The 15,193-nt window shown below is 69.0% G+C and carries 12 protein-coding genes; 6 read left to right on the top strand and 6 right to left on the bottom strand.

Annotated elements, in window-relative coordinates:
• Positions 1-40: 40 nt before the first annotated feature.
• From NP80_RS18735 to hpnI, 4 genes are all read right to left on the bottom strand, one after another.
• Positions 41-1,072, bottom strand: coding sequence for a lysylphosphatidylglycerol synthase domain-containing protein (locus NP80_RS18735; protein ID WP_006401217.1), 1,032 nt, complete (start codon positions 1,070-1,072; stop codon positions 41-43).
• On the bottom strand, positions 1,069-1,953 hold the full coding sequence (hpnK, locus tag NP80_RS18730; protein ID WP_006408161.1) for a hopanoid biosynthesis-associated protein HpnK: 885 nt from the start codon (positions 1,951-1,953) through the stop codon (positions 1,069-1,071). Before hpnK ends, NP80_RS18735 begins: the two co-directional genes overlap by 4 nt.
• A gap of 3 nt (positions 1,954-1,956) precedes the next feature.
• A complete protein-coding gene (hpnJ, locus tag NP80_RS18725) occupies positions 1,957-3,399 on the bottom strand; it encodes a hopanoid biosynthesis associated radical SAM protein HpnJ (protein WP_306300585.1) in 1,443 nt (480 codons plus the stop codon).
• Positions 3,400-3,573: 174 nt separating this feature from the next.
• The gene (gene hpnI / locus NP80_RS18720) at positions 3,574-4,752 is read right to left on the bottom strand and encodes a bacteriohopanetetrol glucosamine biosynthesis glycosyltransferase HpnI (RefSeq protein WP_006401220.1); all 1,179 of its coding nucleotides are present in this window, start codon (positions 4,750-4,752) and stop codon (positions 3,574-3,576) included.
• Positions 4,753-4,938: 186 nt separating this feature from the next.
• On the opposite strand from hpnI, the gene NP80_RS30950 reads away from it, so the two are divergent.
• Positions 4,939-5,406, top strand: coding sequence for a hypothetical protein (locus NP80_RS30950; protein WP_140401766.1), 468 nt, complete (start codon positions 4,939-4,941; stop codon positions 5,404-5,406).
• Entirely contained in the window at positions 5,384-6,382 is a 999-nt protein-coding gene (locus tag NP80_RS18715) for an LLM class flavin-dependent oxidoreductase (protein WP_006401221.1), read from the top strand. Before NP80_RS30950 ends, NP80_RS18715 begins: the two co-directional genes overlap by 23 nt.
• Before the next feature lie 63 nt (positions 6,383-6,445).
• On the opposite strand, the gene NP80_RS18710 is transcribed toward NP80_RS18715, so the two are convergent.
• Positions 6,446-7,507: an alpha/beta fold hydrolase gene (locus tag NP80_RS18710; RefSeq protein ID WP_035489328.1), complete on the bottom strand. Its 1,062-nt coding sequence runs from the start codon at positions 7,505-7,507 to the stop codon at positions 6,446-6,448.
• A 164-nt stretch (positions 7,508-7,671) separates the two neighbouring features.
• On the opposite strand from NP80_RS18710, the gene pdxY reads away from it, so the two are divergent.
• The 3 genes from pdxY (at position 7,672) to NP80_RS18695 (ending at position 12,461) form a co-directional block, all read left to right on the top strand.
• Complete coding sequence (gene pdxY / locus NP80_RS18705) at positions 7,672-8,532, top strand: pyridoxal kinase PdxY (protein ID WP_006401223.1); 861 nt, start codon at positions 7,672-7,674, stop codon at positions 8,530-8,532.
• Between the two features lie 274 nt (positions 8,533-8,806).
• Positions 8,807-10,963: a phosphocholine-specific phospholipase C gene (locus NP80_RS18700; protein ID WP_006409083.1), complete on the top strand. Its 2,157-nt coding sequence runs from the start codon at positions 8,807-8,809 to the stop codon at positions 10,961-10,963.
• A gap of 349 nt (positions 10,964-11,312) precedes the next feature.
• Positions 11,313-12,461, top strand: coding sequence for a branched-chain amino acid ABC transporter substrate-binding protein (locus tag NP80_RS18695; protein WP_006401226.1), 1,149 nt, complete (start codon positions 11,313-11,315; stop codon positions 12,459-12,461).
• A gap of 169 nt (positions 12,462-12,630) precedes the next feature.
• Here the strand turns inward: NP80_RS18695 and NP80_RS18690 are convergent, their stop codons facing one another.
• Positions 12,631-13,392: a FadR/GntR family transcriptional regulator gene (locus NP80_RS18690; protein ID WP_006401228.1), complete on the bottom strand. Its 762-nt coding sequence runs from the start codon at positions 13,390-13,392 to the stop codon at positions 12,631-12,633.
• Positions 13,393-13,677: 285 nt separating this feature from the next.
• On the opposite strand from NP80_RS18690, the gene gudD reads away from it, so the two are divergent.
• The gene (gene gudD / locus NP80_RS18685) at positions 13,678-15,030 is read left to right on the top strand and encodes a glucarate dehydratase (RefSeq protein ID WP_035945916.1); all 1,353 of its coding nucleotides are present in this window, start codon (positions 13,678-13,680) and stop codon (positions 15,028-15,030) included.
• The last annotated feature ends 163 nt before the right edge of the window (positions 15,031-15,193 follow it).

The raw sequence follows: 15,193 nt of genomic DNA, 5'->3' as shown, positions 1-15,193 counted from the left end.
CCGGCCCGAAAGCGCGAGACGGGCGCGCGGCCCGCCTCGGTCAGTGCATCGTTTCGGTTTCCGCCTTGCGCGGCGATGGCGCATGCGGCGCCGCATTCGCCGCGCGCAGCCGGCGGCGCGTGCGCACGAGTTCGGCGAGCTGCCACGAGGCGAGCGACAGGCAGCTGAACAGCACTTCGCGGCCGCGCTTCACGAGCGCGAGCGACAGCGCCGTTTCGCGGTCGACGCCGAACATCTGCGCGAGCAGCACGACGGTCGCCTCCTGCACGCCGAGGCCGCCCGGCACCATGAACGCGGCATGGCGCACGGCCTGCGTCATCGCTTCGATCGCGATCGCGCCGCCGATCGATACCGGATGGCCGAGCAGCGCGAGCGCCCAGTAGATCTCGAGCGCGCCGAGCACATAGCCGCCGAGCTGCCAGAAGAACGCGGAGAAGAGCAGCCGCGTGCGCGACATCAGCGCGTCGATGTCGGCGTCGAGCCGCCGGCCGTCGACGCCTTGCAGCAGCCGGTGCGAATCGCCGAGCAGCCGCCCGGCGAAGCGCTCGATCGCATGGAAGATCCCGCCGCGTCGCATCAGCACGACGCCGAGCACGGGCAACGGCAGCGTCAGCAGCAGCGCGACGCCGATCGTGCCGCCGCCCATCGCGTTCGTCATCGCGAGCAGCAGCACGAGGCCGAGCGCGGCAAATGCGTACTGGACGACGATCGTCACCAGCACCTCGACGATCACCGAAGCCGTCACGCGGCTCGCGTCGGCCACCTGCCAGCGCGCGAGCCGGATCCCGACGAGCTCGCCGCCGATCCCGACGACCGGCAGCAGCCGGTTCACGGCCTCGCGCACGGTCGCGATCCACCACAGAAACGGCAGCGACCCGCGCCGGTCGAGCAGCACGTGCCACGCGTACGCATCGAGCAGCAGCGGCAGCGCATGGAACGGCACGAGCCACAGCAGCGCGTAGCCGGCACGCGCGAGCATCTGCGACACGTCGCCGATCCCCTCGTGCAGCCCCAGCGCGAGCAGGATGCCGATGCCGATCGGCCAGCCGAGCCATTTGAACCATTTGCTCATGACGGCTGCGCTCCCGGTCTGCGCGCCGCGGGCGCGCCCCGCTGCGCGTCGCGCGTGCCGAACACGGCCGCGAAGCCGCCGGTCGCGACGCCCGCGCGCGTCAGCGCCGCGGCAACGCGCGGCGACAGCAGCGCGTCGAGTTCGTCGACGGGACGGTAGTCGGCCATCGTCGGCGTGATCGGCCCGTCGCCCGCTTCGGCCGGATGACAGTAGATCTCGCCGACACCGGGCGGCAGCGCCGCGAGCGCATCGAGCAGCACGGCCTCGTCCATCCGGCCCGTCTGCGCGATGCCGACCACGTAGTCGTTATGCGCGAGCCCCGCGCGGTCGAGCCGCGCGCGCACGAGCGCGATCCACGGCCGCAGCCATACGGGCGCGGTCGTCTCGTACGGCAGCCGCACGGCGCGCAGACCGTAGTCGCGGCCGATCTCGACGATCATCGACAGCACGGTCGGATGCAGATGGAAGTGCTTGTGCGCGTTTACGTGATCGAGCGGCAGGCCGGTCGCCGCGAACGCATCGAACTGCGCGCGGATCTCGCGGCGCAGTTGCGCGCGCACGTGCGGTAGAAAGAAGAACCGGCAGCCGTCCTTCGCCATCGCGTCGCCGAAGCGGCCGTCGGCGCCGACCAGCGCCGGAATCTCGCGCGCGGGCAGCGTCGCGGGGCCGTCCGCGAGCACCAGATGCAGGCCGACCGCGAGCGACGGCAGCCGCCGCGCGCGCGCGATCGCATCCTGCGCGGCCGGCGCGCCGACCATCAGGCTCGCGGCGTTCAGCACGCCGTCGCGATGCGCGCGCTCGACCGCCGCGTTCACGCGCTCATGCAGCCCGAAGTCGTCCGCGGTGAAGATGAGCGCCCGCGCCGCCCGCTGCGTCGTCACGAATCAGGCCTCGTGCGCGCGCAGGAAACGGAAGAATTCGACGCCCTCGCGCAGACGGCGCTTCATCATGTCCCAGCTCGTCAGCATCTCGCGCACGATCTCCCAGATCTTCGACGGACGGAAGTAGAACTCGCGATAGAACTGCTCGAGATGGTGATAGATCTCGTCGCGCGACAGGTGCGGATAGCCGATCGCGGCGAGCTGCACGCCTTCCTTGCTGACGAGGTTGATCGTCTTGTTCTCTTCCATCCAGCCGTTTTCGATGGCCTGCTTGTAGAGCGTCGTGCCCGGATAAGGCGCGGCGAGCGACACCTGGATCGTGTGCGGATTGATTTCCTTCGCGTACTCGATCGTCTTCTTGATCGTCTCTTTCGTCTCGCCCGGCAGGCCGAGAATGAAGGTGCCGTGGATCTTGATGCCGAGCTTCTTGCAGTCCGCGCTGAAGCGGCGCGCGAAATCGGTGCGCACGCCCTTCTTGATGTTCACGAGGATCTGGTCGTCGCCGGATTCGAAGCCGACGAGCAGCAGACGCAGCCCGTTTTCCTTCATCACCTTCAGCGTCTTGTACGGCACGTTCGCCTTCGCGTTGCACGACCACGTGATGCCGAGCTTGCCGAGTCCGATGGCGATCGCTTCCGCGCGCGGCAGATCGTCGGTGAAGGTGTCGTCGTCGAACATCAGTTCCTTCACTTCGGGCATGTTGTCGCGAATCCACTTCGCTTCCGCGAGCACGTTCTCGACGGAACGCGTGCGATAGCGATGGCCGCTGACCGTCTGCGGCCACAGGCAGAACGTGCAGCGCGACTTGCAGCCGCGGCCCGTGTAGATCGACACGTACGGATAGTTCAGATAGCCGATGAAGTAATTCTCGATCTTCAGGTCGCGCTTGTAGACGGGCGCGACGAACGGCAGTTCGTCCATGTTCTCGAGGATCGGACGCGCTTCGTTGTGCTCGATCGAGCCGTCCTTCGCGCGCCAGCTCAAGCCCTTGATCTCGGCGAACGGCTTGCCTTCGGCGAGCTCCTTGCAGGTGTAGTCGAATTCCTCGCGGCAGACGAAGTCGATCGCGTCGCTCGCCGTCAGCGAGTTGTGCGGATCGACCATCACCTTCGCACCCACCATGCCGACCAGCATCGACGGCTTCATCTTCTTCAGGTCCTGCGCGAACATCGCGTCGGTCGGGAACGACGGCGTGCTCGTATGGATGATCACGAGGTCGTAGTCGTTCGCGATCTTCAGCGTTTCCTCGACCGACAGGCCGTCGGCGGGCGCATCGACGACGCGGCTGCCCGGCACCAGCGCGGCCGGCTGCGCGAGCCAGGTCGGATACCAGAAGGAACGGATTTCACGCTTGGCCTGATAGCGCGAGCCGGCTCCGCCGTCGAAGCCGTCGTAGGACGGGGCCTGCAAGAACAGCGTTTTCATGAATGCTCCGGTAGCCTGCATAGTTCGATTCGTCTCAACGATTCAGTCAAAAAAACCGCGGGCCGCCGTACCGGCCGCCCGCTACTCCGTGATGTCGCGCGGCGGCAGCGTCGCTCGCCACGCATGGCGGCCCGCTGCCGGGCCGTATTCCGTCGGCAGGCGGGCCGCGCCCGCCTGCCTGTATCCGATGCGGCGCTAGCGACCGTCGCCGCCTTCCACGGCGGCCGCCGCGCGTTCGCCGCCGACCACCGTCATGCGCGCGCCGCGCCACACGACCTGCGTACCGAACGCGGCGACGAGCCATTCGAGCGCGAGCAGCGTGTCGCGCACGGCGACGAGCGGCAGGTCGCGCCAGTACGCGCGCCAGCCGTCTTCGCCGCGCGCGTGCAACACGAGCCGGCCGAACGTGCCCGCAACCGCCGCCACGCCGGCCGCCGTGCCGGCGACCGTGCCGTCGAGCTTCAGCGCGAGCGCCGCGGCGATCGCGAGCCACGGCGCGGTGAACGTGATGAACAGGAACGCGAAGCCGGCCGGATTCAGCGACCGGATCGTGCGCAGCCAGCGCGTCTCGCGATGCCAGAGCGGGCCGAACGACGCCTCGATCACGTCGGTCGCGACTTCGACCTCGGAGAGCACGGTGCGCCGCCCGAGGCGACGCGGCAGCTCGGCGAGCCAGAAGTCGTCGGCGAGCTCGTCCTTCAGCACGCGCAGGCCGCCGATCCGCTCGAGCGTGTCGCGCGTGAGCGCGAGCGTCGCGCCGAAGCCGAAACGGCTCGAGCCGCCGAGATGCGTGATCCGCACCGACGGCGCGAACCATGCGTCGACGAATTGCGCGCCGATGCGCGTCCAGAACCCGCCGACGCTGCGCGCATGATACAGACACGTGACGACGCCGACCGACGCGTCGGCCAGCGGCGCCGTCACGCGCTCGAGATAGTCGGGCGCGACTGCGATGTCGCTGTCTGCGATCACGATCCGATCGTATTTCGCGCGGTCGGCGAGATTGATCAGATTGCTGACCTTCAGATTCGTGCCGTGCACGCGCGCGTCGACGACGAGCGCGATGTCGCGATCCGGATACGCGGTGCGCAGCCGCTCGACGACCGCGATCGCCGGATCGCCCGCCGACGCGACGCCGAACAGCACCTCGTAACGCGGATGATGCTGCTCGCAGAAGGTCGCGAGGTTCTCGTACAGATGCGGCTCGGCGCCGCACAGCGGCTTGAGCACGCTGACCGGTTCGGCGCCGTCGCGCGCGGCCGTGCGCGGGACGCGCGGACGCGGCGCGAATGCCGCGAGCAGCGCGTAAGCGGCCGCCGCCGCCGCGAACGCGATCAGCAGCCAGTCGAGCAGTGACACGGCGGGCGTCGTCATGGGCGGCGCCCTCCGACGAAGCCGGCCGCGTGGCGGCCGATCCGGCCGCACGGCACATGATGGGATATTCCGACAGCGACAAACGCGGGCACGACCCGACTCCTTGTTCCAGCGACCTCAGTGTTTGGGGCGGCACGGCCCGGTCCGCGCAAGGCGGCCGTGCCCCGTTCAGCGTGGCGTTTCCGCATGCCGTCCGGCGCGGAAAAATCGGATGGATTGCCTTCGGCACGAGATGGACAGGCGCCGGATTTTAACAGTCTGCACGCGTCCGCGCGTGGCACCGCGCGAAACGGACTGGTGCGATTCCAGCAAAGCTGTACGGTCGACGAAGGGCTCCGATATGGCCACGTTCACGTTAGCGTAAGCGCTTTGCAGGCGTATTGCAGTCTTGAAAATCAAACCTTTCGTGCAGATTTGTATGCCGATGCAGATTCGCCGCCAATCGCGGTAAAGATTCGTAACAAAACGACGATTGGATTGATTTTTGCAACGATCGCCGGCGCTTCGCGCGCGGCCCTGCTGCAGGCATGGGTATCGCGGCGGCGCCAGCGCGTTCCGGAACCCTTTGGCAAAATCGACGGATCTGTTGCGTGCGCACATCACCGCGCCCCTCCCCCTTCGAAGGCACCCGATGACACCGTTTTCCGTTCTTGACCTCGCCCCCATTCCCGCCGGCGCCGACGCCGCACAGGCCTTCCGCAATACGCTCGATCTCGCGCAACATGCGGAGCGCTGGGGCTATCGACGCTACTGGCTCGCCGAACACCACAACATGCCGGGCATCGCGAGCGCGGCCACCGCGGTCGTCATCGGCCACGTCGCGGGCGGCACGAAGACGATCCGCGTCGGCTCCGGCGGCATCATGCTGCCGAATCACGCACCGCTCGTGATCGCCGAGCAGTTCGGCACGCTGGCGTCGCTGTATCCGGGGCGCATCGATCTTGGCCTCGGCCGCGCGCCGGGCACCGATCAGACGACGTCGCGCGCGCTGCGCCGCGACCTGATCGGCAGCGCCGATTCGTTCCCCGACGACGTCGCCGAACTGCTGCGCTACTTCGCCGAGCCGGCACCCGGCCAGCGCGTGCGTGCGGTGCCCGGCGCGGGGCTCGACGTGCCCGTATGGCTGCTCGGCTCGAGCCTGTTCAGCGCGCAGCTCGCCGCGATGCTCGGCCTGCCGTTCGCGTTCGCGTCGCACTTCGCGCCCGACTATCTGATGCGCGCGCTCGAGGTGTACCGCGCGCAGTACCGGCCGTCGGCCGCGTGGCCGAAGCCGTATGCGATGGTAGGTGTCAACGTGTTCGCGGCCGATACCGACGACGAGGCGCGGCGCCTCTTCACGTCGCTGCAGCAGCAGTTCATCAACCTGCGGCGCGGCACGCCCGGCAAGCTGCCGCCGCCGGTCGACGTGCTCGAGGCGAACGAACTCGAACTCGCGAACGTCGCGCATTCGCTGTCGTTCGCGGCCGTCGGCTCGCGCGACACGGTGCGCGACAAGCTGCGCGACCGGATCGCGCAAACGGGCGCGGACGAGCTGATCATCACCGCGCAGATCTACGATCACGCGGCGCGGCTGCGCTCGTTCGAACTGGCCGCGCAGATCCGCGACGAGCTCGCGAGCGAGCGGCGATAGCAACGGCGCCGGGCGCCGCTGCCGAGATGCGCGCGGCCGCATGCCGCACGCCGCGGCTGCGCGTTACGGCGTGCGCACCGCGTCGAGCCCGTCGAGCAGCGCCTTGTGGAAGGCGTCCGGATCCTGGATCTGCGGCGCGTGTCCGAGCGTCGGAAATTCGACGAGCTGCGCGCCGGGAATCGCGGCCTGCGTGCGCTTCGCGAGCTCCGGATAACGGCCGAGCTTCGCATGCACGTCGGGCGGCGCGACGTCCTTGCCGATCGCCGTCGTGTCCTTGTCGCCGATCAGCAGCAGCGTCGGCACGCGGATCGCGCCGAGCTCGTAGACGACCGGCTGCGTGAGGATCATGTCGTAGATCAGCGCGGAATTCCACGCGACGATGTCGCGGCCCGGCCCGCGGTACATGCCCGCCAGCATCTGCACCCAGCGCTCGTACGACGGCGCCCACTTGCCCGCGTAGTAGGTCGCCTGCTCGTAGCGGCGTATGCCGTCCGCCGACGTCTTCAGTTCGCGCGCGTACCAATAGTCGACCGACAGCGGCGGCACGCCGAGCGCCTTCCAGTCCTCCAGACCGATCGGGTTCACGAGCACGAGCTGCTCGGTCGCCTTCGGATACATCAGCGCATAGCGCATCGCGAGCATGCCGCCGGTCGAATGGCCGACGAGCGTGGCCGACTTCACGCCGATCGACTCGAGCAGCGCATGCGTGTTGCGCGCGAGCTGCTGGAAGCTGTACTGGTAGCGCTCGGGCTTCGACGACTTGCAGAAGCCGATCTGGTCCGGCGCGATCACGCGGTAGCCGGCGCGGCTCAGCACGCCGATCGTGTCTTCCCACGTCGCGGCGCAGAAATTCTTCCCGTGCAGCAGCACGACCGTGCGGCCGTTCGGATGCGCAGGCGGCACGTCGAGGTACACCATTTCGAGCGTTTCGCGCTGCGACACGAATGCGTAGCGGTGCAGCGGCGCCGGATAGTCGAAGCCTTCCAGCCGCGGACCGTAGGCGGGCCCGTCGTTGCCGGCCGCGGCCGGCACGGTGGCCGCGACGGCCGTCGCGCACGCGGCGGCGAGGCCCGCGCCGACGAGCGCGGCTCGCACGGCGGACAACATCTTGCGAGTCGAAAACATGGCGTTCACGGTAATTGGACACGCACGGGCAGCGCCGTGCCCCGCGATTCTACGCGGGTCGCGCTGACGACGGCGCGCAACACCGTGCGCCGCGCGACTTCCGCGCGCGCGGCGAACTCGGGTATCGTGTGACGTGACCCTGAAACGCGAGCCGGCGAATTCCCATGAAAAACGTCCTCAGCATTCAGTCGCACGTCATCTACGGCCACGCCGGCAATAGCGCGGCCGTGTTTCCGATGCAGCGCCTGGGCGTCAACGTCTGGCCGCTCAACACCGTCCAGCTGTCGAATCACATGCAGTACGGCCACTGGGCCGGCAGCGCGATCGACGCCGCGAAGATGGAGCAGCTCGTCGACGGGATCGCCGCGATCGGCGCGCTCAAGCGCTGCGACGCCGTGCTGTCGGGCTTCGCCGGCTCGCCCGCGCAGGCGCGCGCGACCGTCGAGATCGTGCGCGCCGTGAAGGCGATGAATCCGAACGCGTGGTACTTCTGCGATCCCGCGATGGGCCAGACGGGCGGCATCCGGCCCGAGCCCGGCGTCGAGGAATTCATCGTCAACGAAATGCCGGCGCTCGCGGACGGCATGTCGCCCAACCACACCGAGCTGCAGAAACTCGCGGGCCGACGCATCGAGACCGTCGCCGAAGCGGTCGACGCATGCCGCACGCTGATCGCGCGCGGCCCGAAGATCATCCTCGTCAAGCATCTGCACGACCGCAACAGCCCCGCCGACCGCTTCAACATGCTGGCCGTCACCGAGACCGAAGCGTGGATTGGCCAGCGTCCGCTGTATGCGTTTCCGCGTCATCCGGTCGGCGTCGGCGACCTCACCAGCGCGATCTTCGTCGCGCGCCGGCTGCGCGGCGACTCGGTGCGCGCCGCGTTCGAGCACACGCTCGCGGCCGTGCACGCGGTCGTCAAGGCGACCTACGACGCGCGCCGCTACGAACTCGAACTGATCGCCGCGCAGGACGAAATCGCGCGCCCGAGCGAATGGTTCGGCGCGTGGGTGACCGACGCCTGACGTTCGCACCTCCTCGCCGCGCGCTGCACACCGTGCGGCTCGTCCTGCCCTCCCGCGCGATCGCTTCATGTCGCATACACCGCCATTTCCGCCGATCGGCCGTGCGTTCGCCGCGACGCGGAGCCCGCATGCAAACGTTTCCGGGCTTCACATGAATGACACCGAAACCCCGCTATGCTCGCGGCGGCACGACCCGCGGCAGGCTATCGCGGCGCGGGCGCGCCGCCGCCCGTCCCGCCAACCGGCGCCCTCCCTTTACCGCACGATAACGACCATGACCCGATCGAACCGTCGTGATTTCCTGCGCCTCGCCGCCGGCACCGCCGGCGCCGCCGCGCTGAACCTGTTTCCGCCCGTGATCCGCGACGCGCTCGCGATTCCCGCGAACCGCCGCACCGGCACGATCCGCGACATCGAACACATCGTGATCCTGATGCAGGAGAACCGCTCGTTCGACCATTACTTCGGCACGCTGCGCGGCGTGCGCGGCTTCGGCGATCCGCGGCCGCTGCGCCTCGCGAACGGCAAGTCGGTGTTCCATCAGCCGGTCGGCGCGGCCGAACTGCTGCCGTTCCATCCGGGCGCGGACAAGCTCGGGATGCAGTTCCTGCAGGATCTGCCGCACGGCTGGCAAGACATGCACGCGGCGTGGAACAAGGGTCGCTACGATCAGTGGGTGCCGAACAAGGGCACGACGACGATGGCGTACCTGCAGCGCGACGACATTCCGTTCCACTATCAGCTCGCGGACGCGTTCACGATCTGCGACGCCTATCACTGCGCGATCCCGAGCTCGACCGATCCGAACCGCTACTACATGTGGACTGGCTACGTCGGCAACGACGGCATCGGCGGCGGCCCCGTGCTCGGCAACGAGGAAAAGGGCTACGGCTGGACGACCTATCCGGAAGCGCTGCAGCAGGCCGGCGTGTCGTGGAAGATCTACCAGGACGTCGGCACCGGCCTCGACGCGAACGGCTCGTGGGGCTGGACGCAGAACCCGTACATCGGCAACTACGGCGACAACTCGCTGCTCTACTTCAACCAGTACCGCACCGCGCTGCCGGGCACGCCGCTGTACGACAACGCGCGCACCGGCACGAACGTCAGCGCCGGCGGCACGCTGTTCGACGTGCTGCAGCAGGACGTGAAGAACGGCACGCTGCCGCAGGTCTCCTGGATCTGCGCACCGGAAGCGTATTCCGAGCATCCGAACTGGCCGGCGAACTACGGTGCGTGGTACATCGAGCAGGTGCTGAAGACGCTCGTGTCGAACCCGGACGTCTGGAGCAAGACTGCGCTCTTCATCACGTACGACGAGAACGACGGCTTCTTCGACCACGTGCCGCCGCCGTTCGCGCCGCAGTCGCGCGACAACGGGCTGTCGACCGTCGCGACGACCAACGAGGTGTTCGCCGGCGACGCGTCGCACATGGCCGGCCCGTACGGGCTCGGGCCGCGCGTGCCGATGCTCGTCGTGTCGCCGTGGACCAAGGGCGGCTGGGTCTGCTCGCAGACCTTCGATCACACCTCGCTGCTGCAATTCATCGAGGCGCGTTTCGGCGCGCAGTACGCGGTAAAGGCGGCCAACATTTCGCCGTGGCGCCGTGCGGTGTGCGGCGATCTCACGTCCGCGTTCGACTTCTCGACGCCCGACGCAAGCTGGCCGACGCTGCCCGACACGAGCGCATACGCGCCGGCCGACCGCAATCGTCATCCCGACTACATCCCGGTGCCGCCGGTGCTGCAGACGCTGCCGACGCAGGAGCCCGGGCTGCGCCCGGCGCGCGCGCTGCCGTACGAGCTGTTCGTGCACGGCCGCGTCGAGCCGGCCGCCGGCCGGTTCCGGCTGAACTTCGCGAATACGGGCCGCGCGGGCGCCGCGTTCCAGGTGCAGTCGCGCAACCGCGTCGACGGCCCGTGGACGTACACCGTCGAAGCCGGCAAGCGCATCGCCGATACGTGGAGCGCCGCGCCGTCGCTCGGCCGGTACGACCTCGACGTGTACGGCCCGAACGGTTTCTACTGCCATTTCCGCGGCCCGTTCGCGACCGGCGTGGGCCACGCGGACGCGAACCCGGAAGCGATCTACGGCTACGACGTCGCGAACGGCAACATCACGCTGCGCCTCATGAACCGCGGACACCGCACGGTGCGCCTCACGGTGACGAACGCGTACGGCAGCGGCGCCGCGCGCACGTTCGAGCTCGCGCCGGGCGCGCACGTCGACGACTACTGGGATCTGCGCGGCAGCCACGGCTGGTACGACCTGACCGTCAGCGACGGGCAGCCGCTCGGCTTCCTGCGCCGCTTCGCGGGCCACGTCGAAACGGGCCGCGCGAGCACCAGCGATCCGCTGATCCGCACGAGCGCGTCCGGCACGGGCGCCGGCGCGGCGTCGGACGCGCTGTCCGACGCATCGGCCGGCTAAGCGCGGCGTCGCACCGCGGCCCGGACGGGCTGCGGTGCGCCCGCGCATCCGTTGCATTCGCACCCTCCCCGCCCGTTCGCGGCGGGAATATCCCGATACCGGCCGCACGCGCCGGCGCGGAAGCTATGCGCAAATCCGCACGGAATGCGTGTCGAACTGCCAAGACCCACGCAATTCGGCGACCTATATATCGAGGCGATCGGGGCTCCTCCGGAGCCTCGCGGGGTCATTCCGAGCGCCGTCCCGCCGCCCTGCGCCCGATTCCGAGAAGCGGTCGAACCGCCCGTCCGCCGCACGCGCCCGGCCGCGTGCGGTGCCCACCCGCCGGTGTCGAACAAGAGGATCGAACATGAAACTTCGCCATTCATTGTTGTCCGTGTCGATTGCATCCGCGCTTGCCCTCTTCTCGCAACAGGCCGCGCAGGCGGCCGACGAACTCGACGTGAAGGTCGGCTTCGCCGCCCCGCTGACCGGCGTGAACGCCGGCTACGGCAAGGATCTGCAGAACGGCGTGCAGCTCGCGCTCGACGATGCGGTCGCGCAGAAGGTGCAGATCGCCGGCAAGCCCGCGCACTTCAGCCTGATCGTGCAGGACGATCAGGCCGACCCGCGCGTCGGCGTGCAAGCCGCGCAGGCGCTCGTCGACAAGAACGTGTCGGTCGTGGTCGGCCACTTCAATTCCGGCACGACGATTCCGGCGTCGGTCGTCTACGACAAGGCCGGCATCCCCGTCATCGATCCGGCCGCGACGAACCCGACGCTCACGTCGCGCGGGCTCGCCAACATGTTCATGGTGATCGCGACCGACGGCCAGAACGCGGGCAACGCGGGCAAATACGCGGTCGAGGTGACGAAGGCGAAGCGCATCGCGATCGTCGACGACCGCACCGCATTCGGTCAGGGCGAGGCCGACGAGTTCGAGAAGGCCGTGAAGGCGGCCGGCGGCACGATCATCGCGCGCGAGTTCACGAACAACCAGGCCGTCGATTTCCGCGCGCAGATCACGAGCCTGAAGGGCAAGAACCCGGACCTGATCTTCTTCGGCGGCCTCGACGCGCTCGCGGCGAACTTCATCAAGCAGATGCGCCAGCTCGGGCTCAATGCGCAATTCGTCGGTGGCGGCGGCGTGAAGGACAACGAGTTCATCAAGATCGCCGGCCCGGCGGCCGAAGGCGCGATGGCATGGGAGTACGGGCGCCCGCTCGACGAGCTGCCGCAGGGCAAGGATTTCGAGCAGCGGTTCAAGAAGCGTTTCGGCGTCGACGTGCTGTCGTACGCGCAGTTCGGCTACGACGCGACGTGGGCCGCGATCAAGGCGATGCAGGCGGCCGGCTCGACCGATCCGAACGTCTATCGGCCGGCGCTGAAGAAGATCGACTTCGAGGGCATCACCGGGCGCATCTCGTTCGCGAAGGACGGCTCGCTGAAGAGCGGGATGTCGACGCTGTATCAGGTGAAGAACGGCGCGTGGAAGACGATCGTCACGAAGGGAGGCTGATCGGGATGGCGGTCCGGGGGACGGGCGGCGCGGGCCGCCCTGACGCGGGCCGCCCGTCTCCACGATGCGGTGAAGCGGTCGGTCTTGTACGATGACTGATGTTGCGGCGTGACGCAGCGGCGGCGCGGCCCGGCACGACGCGCGATTGCGCCGCGCCGTTGCGCGCGCCTCAGTTCGCCTGCGTGTCGCGCTCGGCCTCGGCGGCCTCGTGCGCGCGGCGCAGCCGCTCGCGGCTGTTGGTCAGATGCGTGCGCATCGCCGCACGCGCGGCCTCCGGATCGTGGCGCGCGATCGCTTCGTAGATGTCCTCGTGCTCGTGGTTCAGGCGGCCGACGTAGCGCTCGAGGTCGTCGCCGGCGAAGCGCGCGGAATTCACGCGCGTGCGCGGAATGATCGACGCGCCGAGCTGCGTCATGATGTCGACGAAATAGCGGTTGCCGGTGGACTGCGCGATCTGCAGATGGAATTGATAGTCGAGCTGCGCGGTGTCGCGCCCGCCGCCGGAGCCCGTCGCGATCGCGTCGAGCGCGCGGCGCAGCGCGGCGAGATCGGCATCCGTCGCGCGCTGCGCGGCGAGGCTCGCGCACTCGCTCTCGAGGCTGATGCGCAGTTCGAGCACCGCGAGCACGTCGCGCAGCGTCGTGATCGTCGCCGGGTCGATGCCGAGCGCCTGGCGGCGCGACGGTTCGAGCACGAAGCTGCCGATTCCGTGGCGCGTCTCGATCAGGCCGCTCGCCTGCATCCGCGAGATTGCCTCGCGCACGACCGTGCGGCTCACCCCCTGCGCCGCCATCACTTCGGTTTCGGTCGGCAGCTTGTCGCCAGGGCGCAGCGTGCCGTTTTCGATCTGCGCGGTCAGCGCGTCGACGACATCTTGTGCAAGGCTGCGCGCGCGACGGCGCGGCGCTGCGGGAAGCGTAGGCACGGACATGAGGCCGGTTCCTTTCTGAATGATCGTAGTGTGAGCCGAGGGTTTACGCGGGGTTTGAGCGAAAGCCGTGGTTTCATTATACTGCGTCACAAGTCATCCGATGACTGATGATCGCGACGCGTGGCCTCGGCTGCATTGACATTGGCGCCCCGTCACGCTTGGCGATGCGCCGCTTAGCGACCGCTACGGCGCCCGCGCACATCGGTTGTCGAATGATCGCACCTCCCGCCACGCGCGGCAAAGCTTTTGCCGTGCGGCACCGCCTACCTTATCGCCATCGCCGCCATGAACGCCGTCACTGCCTCGCCCTCCTCCGATACGCCGCGCATCGTCGACCTGCAAGCGATCCCGGTCGCCGGTCACGACAGCATGCTGCTCAACCTGAGCGGCGCGCACGGCCCGTTCTTCACCCGCAACCTCGTAATCCTCAAGGACAGCGCCGGCCGCACCGGCGTCGGCGAGGTGCCGGGCGGCGAAAGCATCCGCCGCACGCTCGACGATGCGCGCGCGCTCGTCGTCGGTCAGCCGGTCGGCAACTACCAGGCCGTGCTCAATGCGGTGCGCCGCACGTTCGCGGACCGCGACGCCGGCGGCCGCGGCCTGCAGACGTTCGATCTGCGCACGACGATCCACGCGGTCACCGCGCTCGAAGCCGCGCTGCTCGACCTGCTCGGCCAGCATCTCGGCGTGCCGGTCGCGGCGTTGCTCGGCGAAGGCCAGCAACGCGAAAGCGTCGAGATGCTGGGCTATCTGTTCTATGTCGGCGATCGCACGAAAACCGCGCTGCCGTATCGCGACGGCCGCGACGCGAGCGACGACTGGACGCGCGTGCGCAACGAGCCCGCGCTGACGCCGGAAGCGGTCGTGCGGCTCGCGGAAGCCGCGCACGCGCGCTACGGCTTCAACGACTTCAAGCTGAAAGGCGGCGTGTTCGAAGGCGCGCGCGAAGTGGAGGCCGTCACCGCGCTCGCCGAGCGCTTCCCGAGCGCGCGCGTGACGCTCGACCCGAACGGCGCATGGTCGCTCGACGAGGCCGTGCGCCTCTGTCGCGACCTGCATCACGTGCTCGCGTACGCGGAAGACCCGTGCGGCGCCGAGAACGGCTATTCGGGCCGCGAGGTGATGGCCGAATTCCGCCGCGCGACGGGCCTGCCGACCGCGACCAACATGATCGCGACCGACTGGCGGCAGATGGGCCACGCGGTGCAGTTGAACGCGGTCGACATCCCGCTCGCCGATCCGCACTTCTGGACGATGCAGGGCTCGGTGCGCGTCGCGCAGATGTGCCGCGACTGGGGGCTGACGTGGGGTTCGCATTCGAACAACCACTTCGACGTGTCGCTGGCGATGTTCACGCATGTCGCGGCGGCGGCGCCGGGCCGCGTGACAGCGATCGACACGCACTGGATCTGGCAGGACGGCGAGCGGCTGACGCGCGAGCCGCTGAAGATCGAGAACGGGCTTGTCGAAGTGCCGAAGCGGCCGGGGCTCGGCGTCGACATCGACATGGACGCCGTCGCGCGTGCGCATGAGCTGTACAAGCAGCACGGCCTCGGCGCGCGCGACGACGCGGCGGCGATGCAGTACCTGATTCCGGGCTGGACCTTCGACAACAAGCGCCCGTGCCTCGTGCGCTGAGCGCCGCGGGCCGGGACGGACCGGCGTGAGCGCGTCGTGCGAGCGACACGCGCGTCACGCTGCTGCGCGCGGCGCGCGAGCCGCGCCGCGCATGCGCCGGATGCCGGCGGGCCACAGGCCGTCGCGCATACTGCCGCCACACTGCCGGGCCGCGAGCGCCCGG

This window comes from Burkholderia multivorans ATCC BAA-247, from assembly GCF_000959525.1.
Taxonomy (GTDB): Bacteria; Pseudomonadota; Gammaproteobacteria; order Burkholderiales; family Burkholderiaceae; genus Burkholderia; species Burkholderia multivorans.
Note: the sequence above shows the minus strand (reverse complement) of the source record. Positions and strands in the feature narration are given on the sequence as shown.

Excerpts from the sequence above, each read along its gene's own strand:
- NP80_RS18735 (WP_006401217.1), bottom strand. The coding sequence starts at position 1,072 with ATGAGCAAATGGTTCAAATGGCTCGGCTGGCCGATCGGCATCGGCATC.
- hpnJ (WP_306300585.1), bottom strand. The coding sequence starts at position 3,399 with ATGCAGGCTACCGGAGCATTCATGAAAACGCTGTTCTTGCAGGCCCCG.
- hpnI (WP_006401220.1), bottom strand. The coding sequence starts at position 4,752 with ATGACGACGCCCGCCGTGTCACTGCTCGACTGGCTGCTGATCGCGTTC.
- NP80_RS30950 (WP_140401766.1), top strand. The coding sequence starts at position 4,939 with ATGCCGTCCGGCGCGGAAAAATCGGATGGATTGCCTTCGGCACGAGAT.
- NP80_RS18715 (WP_006401221.1), top strand. The coding sequence starts at position 5,384 with ATGACACCGTTTTCCGTTCTTGACCTCGCCCCCATTCCCGCCGGCGCC.
- NP80_RS18710 (WP_035489328.1), bottom strand. The coding sequence starts at position 7,507 with ATGTTTTCGACTCGCAAGATGTTGTCCGCCGTGCGAGCCGCGCTCGTC.
- pdxY (WP_006401223.1), top strand. The coding sequence starts at position 7,672 with ATGAAAAACGTCCTCAGCATTCAGTCGCACGTCATCTACGGCCACGCC.
- NP80_RS18700 (WP_006409083.1), top strand. The coding sequence starts at position 8,807 with ATGACCCGATCGAACCGTCGTGATTTCCTGCGCCTCGCCGCCGGCACC.
- NP80_RS18695 (WP_006401226.1), top strand. The coding sequence starts at position 11,313 with ATGAAACTTCGCCATTCATTGTTGTCCGTGTCGATTGCATCCGCGCTT.
- NP80_RS18690 (WP_006401228.1), bottom strand. The coding sequence starts at position 13,392 with ATGTCCGTGCCTACGCTTCCCGCAGCGCCGCGCCGTCGCGCGCGCAGC.
- gudD (WP_035945916.1), top strand. The coding sequence starts at position 13,678 with ATGAACGCCGTCACTGCCTCGCCCTCCTCCGATACGCCGCGCATCGTC.